Genomic DNA, 17,920 nt, shown 5'->3' on the forward strand with positions numbered 1-17,920 from the left:
CCTGAGCCTCGACAATACAAGGCGCAAGACGCATGCTTTGCACTTAATACCTGCATGGAACGCCATGTCATGACTGCACCGGATCTGAACCTGCTGATCACCCTCGACGTGCTGCTGCGTGAAGGCAGTGTCGCCCGCGCCGCCAAATGTCTGCGCCTGAGCCCGTCGGCCATGAGCCGCGCCCTGACCCGTCTGCGTGAAACCACCGGCGACCCATTACTCGTGCGCGCCGGACGTGGTCTGGTGCCGACCCCGCGCGCGCTGGAGTTGCACGAACGGGTCAGTCATCTGGTGCAGGAAGCCGAGGCGGTTTTGCGTCCCGCTGAAGTGCTTGATCCCGGCCGGTTGCAACGCACGTTCACCTTGCGCAACACCGACGGTTTTGTCGAAACCTTCGCCGCCGCCCTGCTCGCCCGCATCGCGCAAGAGGCGCCCGGCGTGCGCCTGCGCTTTGTGCAGAAAGCCGACAAGGACAGCACGCCGCTGCGCGACGGCCGTGTAGATCTGGAGACCGGTGTGGTCGACGAAAGCACCGACCCGACACTGCACAGCCGCATCCTCTTTGAGGATCACTGGATCGGGGTGATACGTGAGGGGCATTCATTGAGTTCGGGCAAAATCAGCGCCAAGCGCTTTGCCGGTGGAGAGCACATTCTCATTTCCCGACGCGGACGCAGCAGCGGCCCGGTCGACGAAGCGTTGATTAGCGTCGGGCTGACGCGGGACATTGTCACTTCATTCGGCGGATTTTCAGCGGCACTGGCTTTGGTCCGAGAATCAGACCTGATTGCTACCGTGCCGGAACGCCACACCAGCAAACTGCGCACCGGCCTGCACAGTTTCGCCCTGCCCTTCGAGATGCCGCCAATCAGCGTGTCCATGCTCTGGCATCCGCGCATGGACGCCGACCCGGCGCACCGCTGGTTGCGCAACTGCGTGCGGGAAGTCTGCGCTTAACGCGCATCACCGCCAGCGGGTTTGTAGAACAGGAATTTTTTCGTCTCGGCGGTTTTCCGGTATTCCCGGGCCCAACTCGGATGGACGTTGCGGTCGTGGAAATACAACGCGCCGTTGGTGCGATCCTTGAGCTGACGGTTCAACGCCTTGCCGGCGATTTCCTTGGCCAGCGCGTATTCGGCATCTTCCTTGACCTGATCCGGACGCCCATCGCACCACCAGGAAAACTGGCAGCTCCTGGATTCCGAACCCTGTTTGACCACTGCACAAACGGTGTCGGGAAAACCTTCATGGCCGAGGCGATTCATCACCACGCTGGCCACGGCTTCCATCTCCGGGGTGTCCCTGCCTTTGGCTTCCCAGTAGATACTGCGTGCCAGACAGGTGATCGGGTCGTCCAGCGGTGCGGCGCCGGCCGGGTCCACCGCTTGCACTTCGGTCGGGGTGATGGCTTCGGATTTGGGCGCCGGTGCCGCGCTGACTTTGTCCGCCGCTTTCTCTTCCAGCACCTGGGCTTTCTCTTCGGCTTTTGCCTTGATCGGCGTTTGATCGGTGGCCATGGCAGCGCCGGCCAACAGGGTTAACGCGAAGCAACCAATCAAGCATTTCAATCCCATGTGAGTTCTTCCGGCAGCGCCCGAGTCGGGCAAGGTGTTACGTAGGGGAGACGCCCGCATCCCGGGGTCTTGGCTGAGTGTAGACGGCAAAATCGCGGGCAACGTTCCGCTGAAAAATCCGCCGATTCAAGAAAAAGACATTGCACCCACCGGGGGCGTTTCGCGCATCATGGGCGCATTCAGCTCAAGGGAGATCGCCATGCGCTTCATGCCATCCGTTTTGCGCTTTGCCGCGTTGTCCGCCGGCCTGGCCTTTGCCGCCTCGGCCATGGCCAGCGACGAGTCGCAACTGATCGAGTCGATCAACAAGTACCGCAGCGAACCGCAACGTTGCGGCAGCCAGGCCTCCAACGAACTGCCGCCGCTGTCGGCCGATCCGCGACTGCGGCTACCGGCCAGTGGGGTTGTCAATTTGCAGCAAGCCATGGCCAGCGCCAGTTACCCGATGGTCAACGTACAGGCGATCACCCTCAACGGCCCGCGCGATGCGGCGTCGGCGATGCAGGCGATTCAGGAAAGTTTCTGTCAGGTGGTGCTCGATCCGCAGTTCGTCGATGTCGGTGTCAGCCGCGCTGATCGCGATTGGCGCGTTGTGCTGGCACGGCCATTGTTGTCGGCCAAGCTTGGCGATGCGCAGGGTGAAGGGCAAAAACTGCTTGAGCAACTCAACGCCGCACGCAGCCAGCCACGCCAGTGCGGCGGCCAGGCCTTCGCGGCTGCCGCACCGCTGGCCTGGAACGCGACGCTGGGCACGGTCGCCCAGGATCACAGCCGCGACATGGCCAACAAAAACTACCTCGACCACAAGGACCGCGACGGCCGCACCCCCGGTGACCGCGCCGAACTGGCTGGTTACAGCGGCCAACTGGTCGGCGAAAACATCGCCGCCGGCCAGGACACTGTGGGCAAAGTCGTCGACGGCTGGCTCGCCAGCCCCGGCCACTGCGCCAACCTGATGAACCCGCAGTACAAGGAACTCGGCGCCGCTTACGCAACCGACCCGAAAAGCGATGCGGGGATTTACTGGACGGCGATGTTCGGGGCGCAATAAATCTCGAGTCCACAGGTTTTGTGATGTACTGAAGATCATCGACGGGATCAATCAATCAGTCATTAAGAGTGATTGGACGCTGCTCGGCATTGTCCCTACCCTGCGCCGTCCAGATCCGCAGTTAGCGGTTTACCCCACAGCGAGGCTGTCATGTCAGAGCGCGTCTTGATCGATGGCTTCAACCGCCGCGTCGACTACCTGCGCATGTCGGTGACTGATCGTTGCGACTTCCGCTGTGTGTATTGCATGGCTGAAGACATGCAGTTTCTGCCGCGCCAGCAAGTGCTGACGCTGGAGGAAATCTACCAATTGGCACAAAGCTTCGTCGCACTGGGCACGCGCAAGATACGTCTCACTGGCGGCGAGCCGCTGATCCGTCCCGGCGTGGTGCAACTGTGCGGGCAGATCGCCGCCCTGCCCGGCTTGCGCGAATTGTGCCTGACCACCAACGGCTCACAGTTGGGCAAACTGGCCGCCCCGTTATTCGACGCCGGCGTTAAACGCCTCAACGTCAGCCTCGACAGCCTCTGCCCGGAGCGCTTCAAACAGATGACCCGCACCGGCGATCTGGCGCAGGTCATTGAAGGTATCGATGCCGCGCGCAAGGCCGGATTCACTCGCACCAAACTCAACTGCGTGGTGATGCAGGGTCGCAATGATCATGAGATCAATGATCTGGTGAGCTTCGCCATCGACCGTGAGCTGGACATTTCTTTCATCGAAGAAATGCCGCTGGGCGTCATTGACGAACACAGCCGCGCCGAATCGTTTTTCTCTAGCGCACAAGTGCGCGAACGGATCGCCGAACGCTACACACTGATCGACTCCGCCGAATCGACCCAAGGCCCGTCGCGCTACTGGCGGCTGGCCGAAGCCCCGCAGATTCGCCTGGGTTTTATTTCTCCGCACAGCCACAACTTCTGCGCGACCTGCAACCGGGTGAGGCTGACGGTGGAGGGGCGTTTGCTACTGTGTTTGGGTAACGAGCATTCGCTGGACCTGAAAGCCGTGCTGCGCGCCCATCCGGGGCAACCGGAACGTCTGGAGAAAGCGATCATCGAAGCGATGAAGCTAAAGCCCTACAAGCACAACTTTGAAGTGAACGATGACGTACAAATCGTGCGATTCATGAACATGACCGGCGGTTGATGCGTCACGTCCACGCGTAATCGGGATCACCCAGCATGATCATCAGACCCAAGGTCAGTCAGTTCGCCATCCTTTTTACCCTCAAAGGTTCGATTGCCAAGCGAATCGCCTTGCGCACCCTGATGGTCACCCTGCTGGCGTCGGCCATCGTGCTGGTGGAAATCCTCCACCCCAGCAGTTTCACCAAGGTCAACGCCACGCCCTTCACGCTGCTGGGCTTGTCGCTGTCGATCTTCATGAGTTTTCGTAACAACGCCTGCTATGACCGCTGGTACGAAGCGCGCAAGGCCTGGGGCGAAGTGATCGTGCATGTGCGCTCGATCATTCGCGAAACCCACATCATCCGCGACTCGGAGCAGCGCCGGCCGCTGCTGCTCAATCTGGTCGGCTTCGCCCACTCCCTCAACGCGCGACTGCGGCGTGAAGACGAAGCGGCGGCCAGCGGCGCGTGGGTCGACCCGAAACCCGACGCTCAGGTGCCCGACTACAGCGCACAGATCCTGCACCGGATCGGCGAACAATGCTCCGATCTGCAACAGGCCGGCGCATTAAGCGAATGGCGCTACATGCTGCTGGCCAATCACCTGACCAGCCTCACGCAAGCGCAAGCCGTGTGCGAGCGGATCAAGAATACGCCGCTGCCCTTCCCCTATACCTTGCTGCTGCACCGCACGATCTACCTGTTCTGCATCCTGTTGCCGTTCGCCATGGCCGAGCCGCTGGGCTGGCTGACGCCGTTGTTCACCGCGATTGTCAGCTATACCTTTTTCGGACTGGATGCGATTGCCGATGAGTTGGAAGATCCATTCGGACGCGACGAAAACGACCTGCCAACGGATGCCCTGGTCCGTGCGATCGAGCGCGACATTCTGGCTGAACTCGGTGTTGCGCAACTGCCACCGGCGTTGATGCCCGTCGATTACGTCTTGAGTTGATCCGCCAGTCAAAGCCTTGTCTGAGCACTATTGGATTTAACAAAAGCCTGTTTAGATAGCGGCTCCGCCATTATTCGATTCAGGAGCCGCACTTGAGCACCACGCCAGAGGATCTTCCCCGACCTGATCCCGTCACCCTGCGACAGGCCTGGCGCTTCTGGCTCAAGCTCGGCTGCATCGGCTTCGGCGGCCCCGCCGGGCAGATTTCGATCATGCATCAGGAACTGGTGGAACGTCGGCGCTGGATCTCGGAAAAGCGTTTCTTGCATGCACTCAACTACTGCATGTTGCTGCCTGGCCCCGAGGCTCAGCAACTGGCGACGTATATTGGCTGGCTGCTGCATCGCACCTGGGGCGGCGTGATCGCCGGCGTGCTGTTTGTGCTGCCGTCGCTGTTCATCCTGATTGCATTGTCATGGGTGTATATCGCCTTCGGTGATGTGCCGGCAGTGGCCGGGGTGTTTTACGGGATCAAACCGGCGGTGACTGCGATCGTGCTGCACGCGGCCCATCGCATCGGCTCACGGGCCTTGAAGAATGGTGTGTTGTGGGCGATTGCCGGCGCCTCGTTCGTGGCCATTTTTGCATTCAATGTGCCCTTCCCGTTGATCGTGCTGGGTGCCGCGTTGATCGGTTATCTGGGCGGACGCCTGGCGCCGCAGCGATTCAATAACGGCGGTCACCGCAGCAGTGCAAAATCCTTCGGCCCGGCGTTGATCGACGACGACACACCGACGCCCGAGCACGCACGATTCAGCCTGCCGAAGCTGTGGCGTCTGGCGCTGCTCGGCGCAGCGCTGTGGTGCCTGCCCATGGCTCTGCTGACTGCGTTGTTCGGCTGGGACGGCACGTTCACTCAAATGGGCTGGTTCTTCACCAAAGCGGCGTTGCTCACCTTTGGCGGGGCTTATGCGGTGCTGCCTTACGTCTATCAGGGCGCCGTCGGGCATTACGGCTGGCTCACGCCAACGCAGATGATCGACGGCCTGGCGCTTGGCGAAACCACGCCGGGGCCGCTGATCATGGTGGTAGCGTTTGTCGGCTTCATTGGCGGTTATGTGCAACCGGCGTTCGGCGCTGAGCATGCGTTCGCCGCTGGCGCAGTGGCGGCAACGCTGGTGACCTGGTTCACCTTCCTGCCCTCGTTCTTGTTCATCCTCGCTGGCGGGCCGCTGGTGGAATCGACCCACAACGAATTGAGGTTCACCGCACCGCTGACCGCAATTACCGCTGCAGTGGTCGGGGTAATTCTGAACCTCGCGTGCTTTTTCGCTTATCACGTGTTCTGGCCGAGCGGTTTCGCCGGGCAGCCGGATGTTTTTTCGATAGCGTTGGCAGTTATGGCGGCGCTGGCGCTGTTCGTTTTCAAGCGCGGAGTGATTGAAGTGTTGATCGTTTGCGCCCTTGTCGGGCTGGGCTTTCATCTGCTGCGCTGAGGACAGGCCGTAGCACTGAGACTGAATCAATCGTTTACACGCCCGAGGTTTGCCCCTTACTATCCGGGCACACCGGTCGGCGGGTCAGCCCCGCCACCGACGTTTTCCGCCAACGGAAACACGCGTTATGAGTACGTCACCACAACAACGAACATCGTTGAACGTCTCTGCACTGCGCGCCCTCTTTCACAGGGGCTGCGTATGAATCGCATCGTCAATCTCCCCATGGCCCTGCGCCGCTCCAAGCTGCGTCACTCCGCACGCCCGCCGGATATCGCCTGCTGATTTCCTGATTACCGTCAGTCAACAACACAAACTGGATGATGACCTGTGACGAGGGAATTTATTCCCTATGCACTGCGTAGCAGTCACGCCTTTTGGGGGCCGCTTCGCGCCCCATCGGGGCGGTGCGACGGTTCGCTGAATCCCCTCACCACAGGTTCATCGCCGCGTCTGACTGACGGAACACCTTTTTGAAATCCCTGCCAGGACGCCATCCATCGCGTCCGGCCCGAATCTGCGCGCCTGTGCGGCGCCATCGTGAGTGATTGACCATGAAATTCGCAGCCATCGAAGACGCACGCCTGTTCCTTGAACAGAACCCCGATATCGACATGATCGAACTGTTCATTCTCGACGCCAACGGCGTGCCACGCGGCAAGCTGTTGCACCGTGAAGAACTGCTGGCCGTGTATGAAAGCGGCCGCCCGCTGCCCAGCACCATTCTCGGTCTGACCGTTCAGGGTGAGGACGTGGAAAACTCCGGTCTGGTGTGGGATGTCGGCGACATCGATTGTCGTGCCTATCCGCTGGAAGGCAGTCTCGTGCGCCTGCCGTGGAGGCAGATTCCGACTGCCGCCGTGCAGGTCAGCATGCACCCGACTGAGGGCATGCCGGCGAGCATCGCCGACCCGCGCCATCTGCTGATCAAGGTGGTCGACGCGCTCAAGGCCGAAGGTTATTACCCGGTGATGGCTTGCGAGCTGGAGTTCTATCTGCTCGATGCCAAACGCGATCACAACGGCCGCCCGCAACCGGCGCTGGATGCCGACGGCGGTCGACCGCGACACACCCAGGTTTACGGTTTGCGCGAGCTGGAGCAGATCGAACCGTTCCTCGCCGACCTCTATAGCGCCTGCAAACTGCACGGTATTCCGGCGCGTACGGCCATCTCGGAATACGCGCCGGGGCAAGTGGAAATCACCCTCGAACACGGCGATGCGCTGGAGGCGATGGATCAGGCCGTGCGCTACAAACGATTGGTCAAAGCCGTGGCGCACAAGCACGGCATGCAGGCGACGTTCATGGCCAAGCCGTTCGATGATCTGGCGGGCACTGGCATGCACATGCACGTCAGCCTCGCCGACGCCGAAGGACGCAATCTGTTTGCCTCCGAAGACCCGGCCGGCACGCCGCTGCTGCGCACGGCGATTGGCGGCATGCTCGCGTCGTTGCTTGATTCGCTGCTGCTGTTCTGCCCGAACGCGAACTCCTATCGCCGCTTTCAGGCCAACAGCTACGCACCTTTGGCGCCAACCTGGGGCGTCGACAACCGCACCGTCAGCCTGCGCGTGCCGGGCGGCCCGGCCAACACCCGACACATCGAACACCGCATCTGCGGCGCCGACGCCAACCCGTATCTGGCGGCGGCAGCGATTCTTGCCGGCATTCATCGGGGTATTCGCGAGCACCTTGATCCGGGGGCGCCGGTCGAGGGCAATGGCTATGCGCAGGCCAAGGAACTGCTGCCGACCGATTGGCTGACATCGCTGCAGGCACTGGAAAATTCAGTGTGGGCGCGGGATGCCTTGGGGCAGGAATTTCTCGGGGTGTATCTGGCGGTGAAGCGTGCCGAGTATCGGCAGTTCATGGCTGAAGTGGGTGAGCAGGATTGGCGCTGGTACCTCACCGAGGCCTAAGAACCCCACCGCTAAATCCTGTGGGAGCTGGCTTGCCAGCGATGAGGCCGGCACTTTCAACTTTAATGGTGCCTGACACTCCGCTATCGCTGGCAAGCCAGCTCCCACAGGGTTCTCGATTAGCCTTGAATATTTGTGGACACTGACATGACTGAACGCTGCAATTCCTACTACACCGCCACCCTCAACCAGGACACCGACTACCCGACCCTGCAAGGCCGGCACAAGGTCGATGTGGTGATCATCGGCGGCGGTTTCACCGGCGTCGCCACCGCTGTCGAGCTCGCCGAAAAAGGCCTGAAAGTCGCCATCGTCGAAAGCAACAAAATCGGCTGGGGCGCCACCGGGCGCAATGGCGGCCAGGTCACCGGCAGCCTTTCCGGCGATGGCGCGATGCGCAAACAGATGCGCCCGAAACTGGGTGATGAGGTCGACGATTTCATCTGGCATCTGCGCTGGCGCGGGCACGAAATCATCAAACAGCGCGTCGAGAAATACGGCATCGCCTGTGACCTCAAACACGGTCATCTGCACGCTGCGTACAAACCCAGCCACATGACCGGTCTGCGCAGCGATTACGAAGAAGCCGTGCGACGCGGACTGGGTGATGAAGTCAGCCTGCTCGACCGCAGCCAAGTGCGCGACCTGCTGCAAAGCGACCTCTACCACGGCGCGATCAAGAACACCCGCAACATGCACCTGCACCCGCTCAACCTGTGCATCGGCGAAGCGCGGGCGGCGGAAAGTCTCGGTGCGCTGATCTTCGAAAACAGCGAAGTGCTGGAGATCATTCACGGCGATACGCCTGGGGTCAGAACCGCCCACGGCCAGATCGACGCCAATCAGGTAATGCTCGCCGGCGACGTCTACCACAAACTCGAACCGGGCCAGCTCAAGGGCAAGATCTTCCCGGCCATGGGCGGCATCGTCACCACCGCGCCGCTGGGCGATCTGGCAAAACAGATCAACCCCGAGGATCTGGCGGTGTACGACTGCCGTTTCGTCCTCGACTACTACCGCCTCACCGCCGACGGCCGCTTGCTGTTCGGCGGCGGCGCCAACTACAGCGGCAAGGATTCACGCGACATCGCCGCCGAACTGCGCCCGTGCATCGAGCAGACCTTCCCGGCGCTCAAAGGCGTGCAGATCGATTACCAGTGGAGCTGCGCGATGGGCATTGTCATCAACCGCATTCCGCAACTGGGCAAACTCTCGGACAACGTCTGGTACTGCCAGGGTTACTCCGGGCATGGCATCGCCACCACGCACATCATGGGCGAAATCATGAGCCGGGCGATCACCGGGCAGATGGAGCAGTTCGATACGTTTGCGGCGTGCCAGCACATTCGCGTGCCGATGGGGGATTTGCTGGGTAACCCGTTATTGGCGGCGGGGATGTGGTACTACCAGATGCTTGAAAAATTGCGTTGATTGCACTGGCCCTTTCGCGAGCAGGCTCGCTCCCACATTTGAAATGCACTCCAATGTGGGAGCGAGCCTGCTCGCGAAGAGGCCGGCAGCATCAGTAAAAATCTCAATCAGGCAACTGCTCCACCTCAATTCCCAACCGCCGGTAATCCTCGACACTCCCCGACGCCAGATGCCGCTCGGTAATCAGCGTATGCACCCGCGTACACGGCGTCACCACAAACGGCTCAACCGCGCCCAGCTTGTCCGCCGTGGTCACTGCGATCACCTGCGCAGCACTTTCGAAGAGCGCCTGTTTCACCGGCACTTCATCGAAATACAGCGAACTCAGTCCCACCTCCGGATGAATCGCGCACACCCCGGTAAACAGCAGATCAGCCTTGATGCTTTGCAGCAGGCGCACAGTTTCGTGACCGCTGACCGACATGGTCGCCAGGTTCAACTGCCCGCCCGCCAGAATCACCTTGATGCCATTGTATTCAGCGAGGGTGATGGCGGTCATCGGCGAAGTGGTGACGGCGGTAATGTTGATGTCGGTCGGCAACGAGCGCGCAATCTGCAAGGTGGTAGTGCCGGAATCGAACAGCACGATCTGACCGTCCTTCACCCGCCCGGCGGCGAGTTGCGCCAGACGGGTTTTCACCTCGTCGGTCTCACTGATCCGGGTGAAGTAATCCTTGCCGGTGTCTTTCGGCCTTGGTAAAGCGCCGCCGTGTACCCGTTGCACCAGGCCGGCATTATCCAGTTCGGCGAGGTCGCGGCGGATGGTGTCTTCGGACACGGCGAAATGCTGGCTCAACTCGGAAGCCATGACTTTACCGTCACGTTCGAGGATCAAGAGGATCTTCTGCCGACGCAGGGATGGGAGTTCGGTGACCGAATGATCGCGCATGGTTCTGCCTGTTTGTGCTTGTAATTGCAGGTTTACGCCGAGACTAGCGAAAGCCTCGGGCAAACACAAACGGGCGGGTATCAATTGTTTCGATCATTGGAATCAACAAGGCGAATTTTTCCTTTGCATTCAGCGTGTTCAGAATGGCCCCACTCTCCACAGGCTTCAGGATGAACACCTTATGAATATCAATTTCGCTTTCGCTTGCATGATCGTCGTGTCTTTCGCGATTGCTCTGGGTCACGCCTGACGGTTAAATCGACGCCGCCAGATGCTCGCGAAACCACTTGTGCGCGGGATCACGGTGCAGTCGCTCGCCCCAGAACATCGCCATTTCGTAGCCCGGCACCTGCAGCGGTGCTTCGACCACTTGCAATGCCGGGTGACCGCGCACCAGCCGTGACGGCAGCATCGCCACCAGATCGGTGCTCGCCAGCACCGACATGACCATCAAAAAGTGCGGCACCGACAGCACCACTTTGCGCGACAGTCCCCTATCGGCCAGCACCTTGTCAGTCACCCCGAAAAAGCCCCCGCCTTCCCGCGACACCATCACGTGTTCCAGCGCGCAGAATTCCTCGCGGCTCGGTTTGTCCTTCAAACGCGGATGGCCGAGACGACCGGCCAACACATAGCGCTCGGTAAACAGCGCCCGTTGATGCAGATCCAGCGGCGCGTCTTCGGTGATGTGCAGCGCCAGATCGAACACGCCCTGCTCCGCTTGCTTGACCAATTGCGCTGGCATCAGGTCTATAACCGCCAGTCGAGTACCCGGTGCCTGCGCACGCAAACCACTCAGGGCTGGCAGGAGAACGGTGGATTCGCCGTAATCGGTCACATGGATGAAGCGCGGTATGCCGAGACGACTGATGAACTGGGACGGCGTCTGGATGAGTTGTGGAGCACGCGGCCCATTGCGTTTCGGCAGCAGAATGCAGGGGATTACGAGATTCCGGCGTTGACGCTCAAAGATGCCATTGCCCCGGACAGTGAAGGTTTCGCCGCACACATTCGTTAAGCCCAAAAAGATCGCCGCCTGCGGCAGCGCCTACAGGGGGTACGCAATCCCAATGCAGGAGCTGCCGCAGGCGGCGATCTTTTGATCTTAATCAGCAACCACCACCCGCGCCTTGCGCACAAACAACGCATGAGCCTTGTCCCAAAAGTTGCCGCCGAGCACAAAAAAGCTGCCCACAAACATCAAATCCCCAAGCAATTGCAACTGCCACAAATTGGGTCGCAACCCCGGCCAGAAATTATCGAAATACGGTTCCAGAAATGAGGTGAGCAACGGCAGGCAAAACATCACCACGCCCACTCGGTGCCGCATCGGTGAGACTTCGGCGACAGGCGTCGGCAGCAACCCCGAGACATGCCGGCCAATGGTGCGTTTGAGTTCAGCGAACCCGGCCTTGCCCATCACCGCGATCACCACCAGCAACAGCACTTTGTTGCTGATGAACAGCACGCCGGTCAGCGCAGCGACTTTCGAGCCGGGTACATCGAGGGCCGCGGCCAGCGGCACCAGTAGCCACGAGCCAAGCATCAGGCAGATGATCCCGACGCCGACTTTGAAGCGCCAGGTGGCAGCGGGGGCCGGGGTCACCGGATCTTGGGCAGTTTCCATGGTCTCGTACCTGTTTGGGTGGGGTGCTGATGCCTGCAAAGCGTAGCAGCAGATTCGCCCGAACAATTTGCAATTTGCCGTCTATGCTCCACTGATATTTGCGGGTCAGGGACATAACGCAATGCCACCAACGACAGCCCTGCTGACACGGCCCGGATACCTGTTGTTGCTTGGCGCCTTGAGTTTCAGTGGCTGCGTTCGTCTGGGGCCGGACTTTGAGCCTCCCGCCGAGACGTGGAGCAAGCAATGGAACAGCCCGGCGCTGGAACAAGCCAGCACACGGGCCAACCAACCGGATCTGCGCCAGTGGTGGCAGGTGTTTGCAGACCCGGTACTTGATCGCCTGATCAGCGAAGCCGATGCGCACAATAGCAGTCTGAAAATCGCCGGCCTGCGCGTACTCGAAGCCCGCGCACAACTGGGCATCGCCGAAAGCGGGCGCTATCCGCAACTTCAACAGGTCGGTGTCGATAGCCTGTACGTTGATCGCCATCAATCTGGCGGCAACAACCCGCAGGATCTGCATTTCTGGCAACACAGCGCGGCGTTCGATGTCGGTTGGGAGCTGGATTTCTGGGGTCGTTTCAGCCGTGCCATCGAGTCGTCCGACGCCAGCTACTTCGCCGCGCAGGCCAATTACGAAGACGCCCTCGTGCTGCTGCGCGCGCAAGTCGCCGACACCTATTTCTCCCTGCGCACCACCGAAGCGCGGCTGCGCGTCGCCCGGGAGAACGCTGTCCAGCAGAAGCGCAATTTCGAAATCACCGAAAAACTCTTCAACAGCGGCCAGACGGCCGAACTCGACCTGCAACAGGCGAAAACCCAGTACCTCGGCACGCTCAGCAGCATCCCCGCATTCGAAGACCAAGTCCTGCGCACCCGCAACGCTTTGGCGGTATTAGTCGGCCAGCCGCCCGGTGGCGCGGCGTTGCTGGCCGAACAACCGGGGCTGATTCCCTTGCTGGATCGCGCCGTGCTGCAAGACGTGCCGGCCAATCTGCTGCTGCGCCGCCCGGATGTACGCGCGGCAGAACTGAATGTCGCTGCGCAATCGGCGCTGGTCGGTGTCGCCGAAACCGATCTGTATCCGTCGCTGACCTTGCTCGGCAGCATCGTCTGGTCCACCGATTCTCTCAGCGCCACGCCGCGCAGCCTCGACCTGATTGGTGGCCCGAGCTTGCGCTGGAACATTTTCGATTACGGCCGCATCCGCAACAACATACGGGTGCAGGACGCGCGTTTGCAGCAGTTGATCGAAGCCTATCGCGACAAGGTACGCCAAGCCGCGCGCGAGGCTGACGACGCCGCCAGCGGCTTGAGCAAAGCGCTGGAGCGCGAACGCATTCTGCGCGAGGCCGAAGGCGCAGCGCGGCGTTCGCTGGTGCTGGCCAACACCCAATACCGCGAAGGTTATTCCGACTTTCAGCGGGTGCTCGACGCGCAACGCGCCCTGCTCGAATTGCAAGACAACTATCTGGTCAGCCGCAGCAACGCCGTGAGCAATCTGATCGCCCTGTACAAAGCCCTCGGCGGTGGCTGGCAAAGCACCGCGCCACAGGTCGATGAGCCGACACGGCAACAGATGCAACAACGCACTCATTGGGGCGATTTGCTCAACGCGCCGCCCGCCCAACCGGCGTATCCCCTCCCATCGCAGGTAACCCGTTATGACTGACGCCGCGCCACCCGCCCCGGCCCCCGCGCCTGCCCAGCCCGATCCTGCAAAAAAAGGCATCCGCTGGGTGCTGTTGCTGATCGTACTGAGCCTGGCCTGGTACCTGCTCGCCGACCGCTACACGCCCTACACCCAGCAGGCGCGGGTCGGTGCGTTCGTGATTCCGGTGGCGGCGGAAGTCGCCGGTCGGGTGATTCGGGTCAACGTGCGCAACAACCAGGACGTAAAGGCTGGTGACATCCTCTTCGAACTCGATCCGCAGCCTCTGCAAATCGCCGTGGATCGGGCGAAAGCCGATCTGGAATCGACCCGCCGTCAGGTCGGCGCCAGCACCGCCGGCATCGCCTCAGCGCAGGCCTCGTTGCGCGCCGCCCAAGCCAACGAACTCAAGGCGCGGCAGGACAATCAACGCCTCGAAGGTTTGTACAAACAGGATCCCGGCACGGTGTCCGTACGTCTTCTTGAGGTGTCGCGGGCCAACCGTGAACAAGCTGTCGCCCAAGTCGCCGCCGCCCGCGCCGAAGTGCAACGCGCCCAGGAACAGGAAGGCGGCAACACCGACACCAACGCGCAACTGCGTAGCGCTGCCTCGGCACTGGCCAAAGCCGAACTGGATCTGGCCAACACCCGCATCGGCGCACGTTCGGCCGGGTTGATCACCGACCTGCGCACCGACGTCGGCCAGTTCGCTGCTGCCGGCAGCCCTGTGATGACCTTGATCGCCATTCATGACGTGTGGATCAGTGCCGACCTCACCGAAAACAACCTCGGCCGCGTGCAGCCCGGAACGCCGGTATCGATCGTTTTGGATGCCCTGCCCGGCGAAGTCCTCGACGGCCGGGTGCGCAGCGTCGGCTATGGTGTCAGCGTCGGCCAGACCCCGCCGCCGGGCACTCTGCCGAGTATTCAGAACAGCCGCGACTGGCTGCGCCCGGCGCAACGTTTTCCGGTGATCATCGAGTTCACGGACGAGGCAAAGAAACGCCTCGTCGACAGCCGCGCGATTCGTGCCGGCGGCCAGGCTGAAGTCATGGCCTTTCCCACCGAGGGCAATCCGCTCAATCCGTTGGGCCGTTTGTTTGTCGGCCTGATGAGCTGGCTGTCGTATGCCTACTGAACGCAGCGCTCCGGCGCAGCGGGCCTTGCGCCTGGCGTTCGGCACGGCGCTGTGCACCGCCGCCAGTTATGCGCTGGCGCTGCCGCTGGCGTTTATCTCGCCAGTGCTGGCGGTGTTGCTGCTGGCCAGCCTGCCCCGGCCCTTACCGCTGAAAGGCGCGATCGTGTTGGCGCTGGTCGCGGCGCTGACGACCAGCATCGGCCTGTTGCTGGTGCCGTTGCTGCGCTACTACCCGGTGAGCGGCGTGCTGTTGATCGGCACCGGTTTGTTTCTGGTATTCCGCTTCGGCCTGCGCGGTGGCAACCCGCTGATCGTGATGTTTCTGGTGATCGGCATGACCATGATCTCCGCCGCCGGATTTGCCGAATTCGATCTGGCGATGGCGGTCATCGGCGCCCTCGTCAAAGGCCTGTTACTGGCGGTCGCGGTAGTCGGTGTCAGTCACGCGCTGTTTCCGGAACGGCCCGACAGCCCTGCCCCACCCAAGCCGCCCGCCATGCCTGCCGACGAAGTCCCGCGCGTAGCCCTGCGCGCCACGCTGATTGTGCTGCCGACGTTTCTGCTAGCCCTGAGCGATCCGGCCAGCTACATGCCGATCATCCTCAAAGCCGTCAGCCTCGGCCAACAAAGCTCGACCACCCACACCCATCACGCGGGTCGTGAACTGCTGGGTTCGACCCTGCTCGCTGGCGTGTTGGCCGTGCTGCTCTGGTGTGGCTTGAGCCTGTTCGTGCACCTGTGGATGTTCTTTCTGTGGACGCTGCTGTTCGGGCTGTGGCTGGCGCGCAAACTCTATCGCCTTAGCTCAACAACGTTCAGCCCCGGTTTTTGGCTCAACACCTTGGTGACGATGATCATCCTCCTCGGCCAATCGGTACAAGACAGCGCGGCGGGCAAGGACGTCTACAGCGCCTTCGCTGTTCGTATGGGCCTGTTCATTCTGGTGACGCTCTACAGCGCGCTGATGATGCACCTGCTCGAAGCGCACAAACCCCAGCGTCAAGGCGTGATCTGATAGCCGCGCCCTTGCAGACACCCGGTGTAGGCACTGGAACTGGCCGCAGCATCGGTTTTGCTCTGCGCGCGACGCTCCTGGCGCTGTCGAGACCCACCGACGACCGCGCCGGCTGCGGCGGTTTGCTGTGCACGGTTTTGTCGGTAATCCTGCTTGCGGTCATCGTCGGCCCCTTCGTAGAACTCGTCATGCTGACGGCCTCGGATTTCGGCACCCGCAGCTCCAGCGGCGGCGCCCACGGCTGCGCCCTTCAAACGGCCGCCCGCTTGAGGGGCTGAAGTGCTGGAGGTTGCGGCGATGGACTGGCAATCGTTGATGTCGATCTGGGTTTGTTGCGAACTCTGGCCTTTGAGCGGGACGACGGATTCGGCACTGGCCTGAGCGGCGCACAGAACAGCGATCAATAGCGGGATGGGCGTAAGGCGATTCATGATTACCTCCGACGGGGCCTGGGGTTGGCGGTGATGCGGGGTAGTCAGGGAGTGTAGTTCAAGACGCAGGATCAAGAGCCCCTGACCCTAGCCCTCCCGCACCCGTCGCACCTGCACCCACAACGCCGGCGCAAAATGCAACAGCACCATGCGCGCCAAGTGGTGAGTGAGGATAAACACCACATTCAGCCCGCCCGCAAACGCGACAATCGCAATCGTCTCGATCGCCCCCGGCATGTACGCCAGCCATAGCGACAACGGATCGCTGCCGAGCAATCGCGCCGCCACTTCGGCAAATGCCGTCGCCACCACGATCATCAACCCGACCGACACCAGTGCCGTGCGGCCATGCAGGCCCAACTCCCTGACGCCCAATCCCTGAAACCGCGAGCCGATGCGCACGCCGAGAATCAGCGCCGCCAGATTCAGGCTCCAGTCCGGCATGTGAAAACCGTGCAACCAGCCTGCTTTTACAAAGACTGCGGTGATGATGATCGCCGTGAGCATGAACGGTGCCGGCACGCCGATCACCAGCAGCAATCGACCGAGCACGACGCTCAAGCCGATTACCGAGAAAACCGTCAACGCCATGCCAGTGGTCAACGGATCGCTTTCAACAGCAGCAACCGACACCTGCCCCGGAATCAAAAAACTCACCAGCACCGTGATCAGCAGTAACCGCATCAGGTGCACGATGATGACTTTGCTCGACGCCTTCTCCGACTCAAGCAAATCAAACACCGCCGCCAAAGCCCCCGGATACACCGCCAACAGCGCATCGGTGCGATTCCAGCCTGCCCCGCGCGTCAGCCACCAGCCGGCCAGGGCAATCTGCACCGTCAGACACAACAGCAATACGCCGAGGCTTGGAAGCATGCTCGACGCCGTCGCACTGTCCCACGCTTCGAACATCAATCCGGTGGCGATGCCCAGCGCGACCTGGATATAGCCCAAGCCATAAGGCGTTGCGGGGGCAAAACCCGATTTCGTCACGACCAGTGCCGTGACCAGGATCGACCCCAGCAGCAAGCCATGCGGCACACCGAGGGACTGCAGCACAGCGCCAAAACCGGCGGCAACCAACAAACACAGAATCGATTTCATATTCGCCTTCCTGGCAATTCAACTGACCCGACACGATCCCGTGCAGGAGCTGCCGAAGGCTGCGATCTTTTGACTTTGAATCCAAAAAACAAGATCAAAAGATCGCAGCCTTCGGCAGCTCCTACAGGGGCGTGTCCATTTTTATGAGCGCAACCGTCCAATCGCGCGCCGATACTTCTCGATCCGTTCCAAGTCTTCCCAACTCGGCGAGGCGATCCGTGAAAGATCGCTGTTCTCTTCCAGATCCGCCAGTTTTACCACCCGGCCGATCGGGTTCTGCGCCGCGCGCTCAACGAAATCCTCGTAAGACTCGCCCGGTACTTTGGTCACCGATGCAATGGCCGTCAGCACCTCTTCGCTGAAGCCTTCCTTGCGCAAATCATCAAGGCTGATATCGCAATCCTCGACCACGTCGTGCAGCACCGCGACGATGCGCTCCTCCAGCGTGGACATGCGCAACATCACTTTCAGCGGATGCAGAATGTACGGCGCCCCGCCCTTGTCCACCTGCCCTGCGTGCGCAGTGGCGGCAATGGCAATGGCGCGTTCCAGTGTTTGAGTCATTGG

General features: G+C 61.3%; 17 protein-coding genes and 1 pseudogene. 11 read left to right on the forward strand and 7 right to left on the reverse strand.

Annotated elements, in window-relative coordinates:
* The first annotated feature begins 69 nt into the window (after positions 1 to 69).
* Positions 70 to 957: a LysR family transcriptional regulator gene (locus PSH79_RS16165; RefSeq protein WP_305438397.1), complete on the forward strand. Its 888-nt coding sequence runs from the start codon at positions 70 to 72 to the stop codon at positions 955 to 957.
* Here the strand turns inward: PSH79_RS16165 and PSH79_RS16170 are convergent.
* On the reverse strand, positions 954 to 1,574 hold the full coding sequence (locus PSH79_RS16170; protein ID WP_305438398.1) for a cell wall hydrolase: 621 nt from the start codon (positions 1,572 to 1,574) through the stop codon (positions 954 to 956). The two genes, PSH79_RS16165 and PSH79_RS16170, sit on opposite strands and share 4 nt — an antisense overlap.
* Positions 1,575 to 1,773: 199 nt before the next feature.
* On the opposite strand from PSH79_RS16170, the gene PSH79_RS16175 reads away from it, so the two are divergent.
* The 6 genes from PSH79_RS16175 (at position 1,774) to PSH79_RS16200 (ending at position 9,495) form a co-directional block, all read left to right on the forward strand.
* A complete protein-coding gene (locus PSH79_RS16175; RefSeq protein ID WP_305438399.1) occupies positions 1,774 to 2,625 on the forward strand; it encodes a CAP domain-containing protein in 852 nt (283 codons plus the stop codon).
* A 150-nt stretch (positions 2,626 to 2,775) separates the two neighbouring features.
* Positions 2,776 to 3,774 (forward strand): GTP 3',8-cyclase MoaA, encoded by a 999-nt coding sequence (moaA, locus tag PSH79_RS16180; protein WP_305438400.1) that lies wholly within the window; start codon positions 2,776 to 2,778, stop codon positions 3,772 to 3,774.
* 35 nt (positions 3,775 to 3,809) lie between these two features.
* Positions 3,810 to 4,709, forward strand: coding sequence for a bestrophin family protein (locus PSH79_RS16185; RefSeq protein ID WP_305438402.1), 900 nt, complete (start codon positions 3,810 to 3,812; stop codon positions 4,707 to 4,709).
* A gap of 92 nt (positions 4,710 to 4,801) precedes the next feature.
* Positions 4,802 to 6,145, forward strand: coding sequence for a chromate efflux transporter (gene chrA / locus PSH79_RS16190; protein ID WP_305438403.1), 1,344 nt, complete (start codon positions 4,802 to 4,804; stop codon positions 6,143 to 6,145).
* Between the two features lie 554 nt (positions 6,146 to 6,699).
* Positions 6,700 to 8,064 carry a glutamine synthetase family protein gene (locus PSH79_RS16195; protein ID WP_305438404.1) on the forward strand — a complete coding sequence of 455 codons (1,365 nt, stop codon included), beginning with the start codon at positions 6,700 to 6,702 and terminating at the stop codon, positions 8,062 to 8,064.
* Positions 8,065 to 8,211: 147 nt separating this feature from the next.
* A complete protein-coding gene (locus PSH79_RS16200) occupies positions 8,212 to 9,495 on the forward strand; it encodes an FAD-binding oxidoreductase (RefSeq protein WP_305438405.1) in 1,284 nt (427 codons plus the stop codon).
* Positions 9,496 to 9,598: 103 nt separating this feature from the next.
* Here the strand turns inward: PSH79_RS16200 and PSH79_RS16205 are convergent, their stop codons facing one another.
* Together PSH79_RS16205 and PSH79_RS16210 are read right to left on the reverse strand one after the other, a co-directional pair.
* Positions 9,599 to 10,384: a DeoR/GlpR family DNA-binding transcription regulator gene (locus PSH79_RS16205; protein WP_305438406.1), complete on the reverse strand. Its 786-nt coding sequence runs from the start codon at positions 10,382 to 10,384 to the stop codon at positions 9,599 to 9,601.
* A 253-nt stretch (positions 10,385 to 10,637) separates the two neighbouring features.
* Positions 10,638 to 11,228 (reverse strand): annotated as a pseudogene (locus PSH79_RS16210) (LysR substrate-binding domain-containing protein); the annotation flags it as partial.
* Between PSH79_RS16210 and PSH79_RS16215 the strand changes: the two are divergent.
* Positions 11,223 to 11,402: a hypothetical protein gene (locus PSH79_RS16215; protein ID WP_370872683.1), complete on the forward strand. Its 180-nt coding sequence runs from the start codon at positions 11,223 to 11,225 to the stop codon at positions 11,400 to 11,402. The pseudogene PSH79_RS16210 and the gene PSH79_RS16215 sit on opposite strands and share 6 nt — an antisense overlap.
* Before the next feature lie 87 nt (positions 11,403 to 11,489).
* Here the strand turns inward: PSH79_RS16215 and PSH79_RS16220 are convergent, their stop codons facing one another.
* Positions 11,490 to 12,011, reverse strand: coding sequence for a transporter suffix domain-containing protein (locus PSH79_RS16220; RefSeq protein WP_305438407.1), 522 nt, complete (start codon positions 12,009 to 12,011; stop codon positions 11,490 to 11,492).
* A 121-nt stretch (positions 12,012 to 12,132) separates the two neighbouring features.
* Between PSH79_RS16220 and PSH79_RS16225 the strand changes: the two genes are divergently transcribed.
* The 3 genes from PSH79_RS16225 to PSH79_RS16235 are packed head-to-tail and all read left to right on the forward strand — an operon-like array spanning position 12,133 to position 15,818.
* Positions 12,133 to 13,686, forward strand: a complete 1,554-nt coding sequence (locus PSH79_RS16225) for an efflux transporter outer membrane subunit (protein WP_305438408.1) — start codon at positions 12,133 to 12,135, stop codon at positions 13,684 to 13,686.
* Positions 13,679 to 14,803 carry an HlyD family secretion protein gene (locus tag PSH79_RS16230; protein WP_305438410.1) on the forward strand — a complete coding sequence of 375 codons (1,125 nt, stop codon included), beginning with the start codon at positions 13,679 to 13,681 and terminating at the stop codon, positions 14,801 to 14,803. The genes PSH79_RS16225 and PSH79_RS16230 overlap by 8 nt, the downstream gene beginning before the upstream one ends.
* The gene (locus PSH79_RS16235) at positions 14,793 to 15,818 is read left to right on the forward strand and encodes a DUF2955 domain-containing protein (protein WP_305438411.1); all 1,026 of its coding nucleotides are present in this window, start codon (positions 14,793 to 14,795) and stop codon (positions 15,816 to 15,818) included. Before PSH79_RS16230 ends, PSH79_RS16235 begins: the two co-directional genes overlap by 11 nt.
* On the opposite strand, the gene PSH79_RS16240 is transcribed toward PSH79_RS16235, so the two are convergent.
* The 3 genes from PSH79_RS16240 to PSH79_RS16250 form a co-directional block, all read right to left on the reverse strand.
* The gene (locus PSH79_RS16240; protein WP_305438412.1) at positions 15,803 to 16,249 is read right to left on the reverse strand and encodes a YMGG-like glycine zipper-containing protein; all 447 of its coding nucleotides are present in this window, start codon (positions 16,247 to 16,249) and stop codon (positions 15,803 to 15,805) included. The two genes, PSH79_RS16235 and PSH79_RS16240, sit on opposite strands and share 16 nt — an antisense overlap.
* Positions 16,250 to 16,336: 87 nt before the next feature.
* Positions 16,337 to 17,353 (reverse strand): AbrB family transcriptional regulator, encoded by a 1,017-nt coding sequence (locus PSH79_RS16245; RefSeq protein WP_305438413.1) that lies wholly within the window; start codon positions 17,351 to 17,353, stop codon positions 16,337 to 16,339.
* A gap of 141 nt (positions 17,354 to 17,494) precedes the next feature.
* Positions 17,495 to 17,917, reverse strand: coding sequence for an HD domain-containing protein (locus PSH79_RS16250; RefSeq protein WP_305438414.1), 423 nt, complete (start codon positions 17,915 to 17,917; stop codon positions 17,495 to 17,497).
* Between the last annotated feature and the right edge of the window lie 3 nt (positions 17,918 to 17,920).

Source organism: Pseudomonas sp. FP2196 (assembly GCF_030687715.1).
Taxonomy (GTDB): Bacteria; Pseudomonadota; Gammaproteobacteria; order Pseudomonadales; family Pseudomonadaceae; genus Aquipseudomonas.

What these genes read in the sequence shown, in the direction of transcription:
- PSH79_RS16165 (WP_305438397.1), top strand. Translation starts at nt 70, where the DNA reads ATGACTGCACCGGATCTGAACCTGCTGATCACCCTCGACGTGCTGCTG.
- PSH79_RS16170 (WP_305438398.1), bottom strand. Translation starts at nt 1,574, where the DNA reads ATGGGATTGAAATGCTTGATTGGTTGCTTCGCGTTAACCCTGTTGGCC.
- PSH79_RS16175 (WP_305438399.1), top strand. Translation starts at nt 1,774, where the DNA reads ATGCGCTTCATGCCATCCGTTTTGCGCTTTGCCGCGTTGTCCGCCGGC.
- moaA (WP_305438400.1), top strand. Translation starts at nt 2,776, where the DNA reads ATGTCAGAGCGCGTCTTGATCGATGGCTTCAACCGCCGCGTCGACTAC.
- PSH79_RS16185 (WP_305438402.1), top strand. Translation starts at nt 3,810, where the DNA reads ATGATCATCAGACCCAAGGTCAGTCAGTTCGCCATCCTTTTTACCCTC.
- PSH79_RS16195 (WP_305438404.1), top strand. Translation starts at nt 6,700, where the DNA reads ATGAAATTCGCAGCCATCGAAGACGCACGCCTGTTCCTTGAACAGAAC.
- PSH79_RS16200 (WP_305438405.1), top strand. Translation starts at nt 8,212, where the DNA reads ATGACTGAACGCTGCAATTCCTACTACACCGCCACCCTCAACCAGGAC.
- PSH79_RS16205 (WP_305438406.1), bottom strand. Translation starts at nt 10,384, where the DNA reads ATGCGCGATCATTCGGTCACCGAACTCCCATCCCTGCGTCGGCAGAAG.
- PSH79_RS16215 (WP_370872683.1), top strand. Translation starts at nt 11,223, where the DNA reads ATGGATGAAGCGCGGTATGCCGAGACGACTGATGAACTGGGACGGCGT.
- PSH79_RS16220 (WP_305438407.1), bottom strand. Translation starts at nt 12,011, where the DNA reads ATGGAAACTGCCCAAGATCCGGTGACCCCGGCCCCCGCTGCCACCTGG.
- PSH79_RS16225 (WP_305438408.1), top strand. Translation starts at nt 12,133, where the DNA reads ATGCCACCAACGACAGCCCTGCTGACACGGCCCGGATACCTGTTGTTG.
- PSH79_RS16230 (WP_305438410.1), top strand. Translation starts at nt 13,679, where the DNA reads ATGACTGACGCCGCGCCACCCGCCCCGGCCCCCGCGCCTGCCCAGCCC.
- PSH79_RS16235 (WP_305438411.1), top strand. Translation starts at nt 14,793, where the DNA reads ATGCCTACTGAACGCAGCGCTCCGGCGCAGCGGGCCTTGCGCCTGGCG.
- PSH79_RS16240 (WP_305438412.1), bottom strand. Translation starts at nt 16,249, where the DNA reads ATGAATCGCCTTACGCCCATCCCGCTATTGATCGCTGTTCTGTGCGCC.
- PSH79_RS16245 (WP_305438413.1), bottom strand. Translation starts at nt 17,353, where the DNA reads ATGAAATCGATTCTGTGTTTGTTGGTTGCCGCCGGTTTTGGCGCTGTG.
- PSH79_RS16250 (WP_305438414.1), bottom strand. Translation starts at nt 17,917, where the DNA reads ATGACTCAAACACTGGAACGCGCCATTGCCATTGCCGCCACTGCGCAC.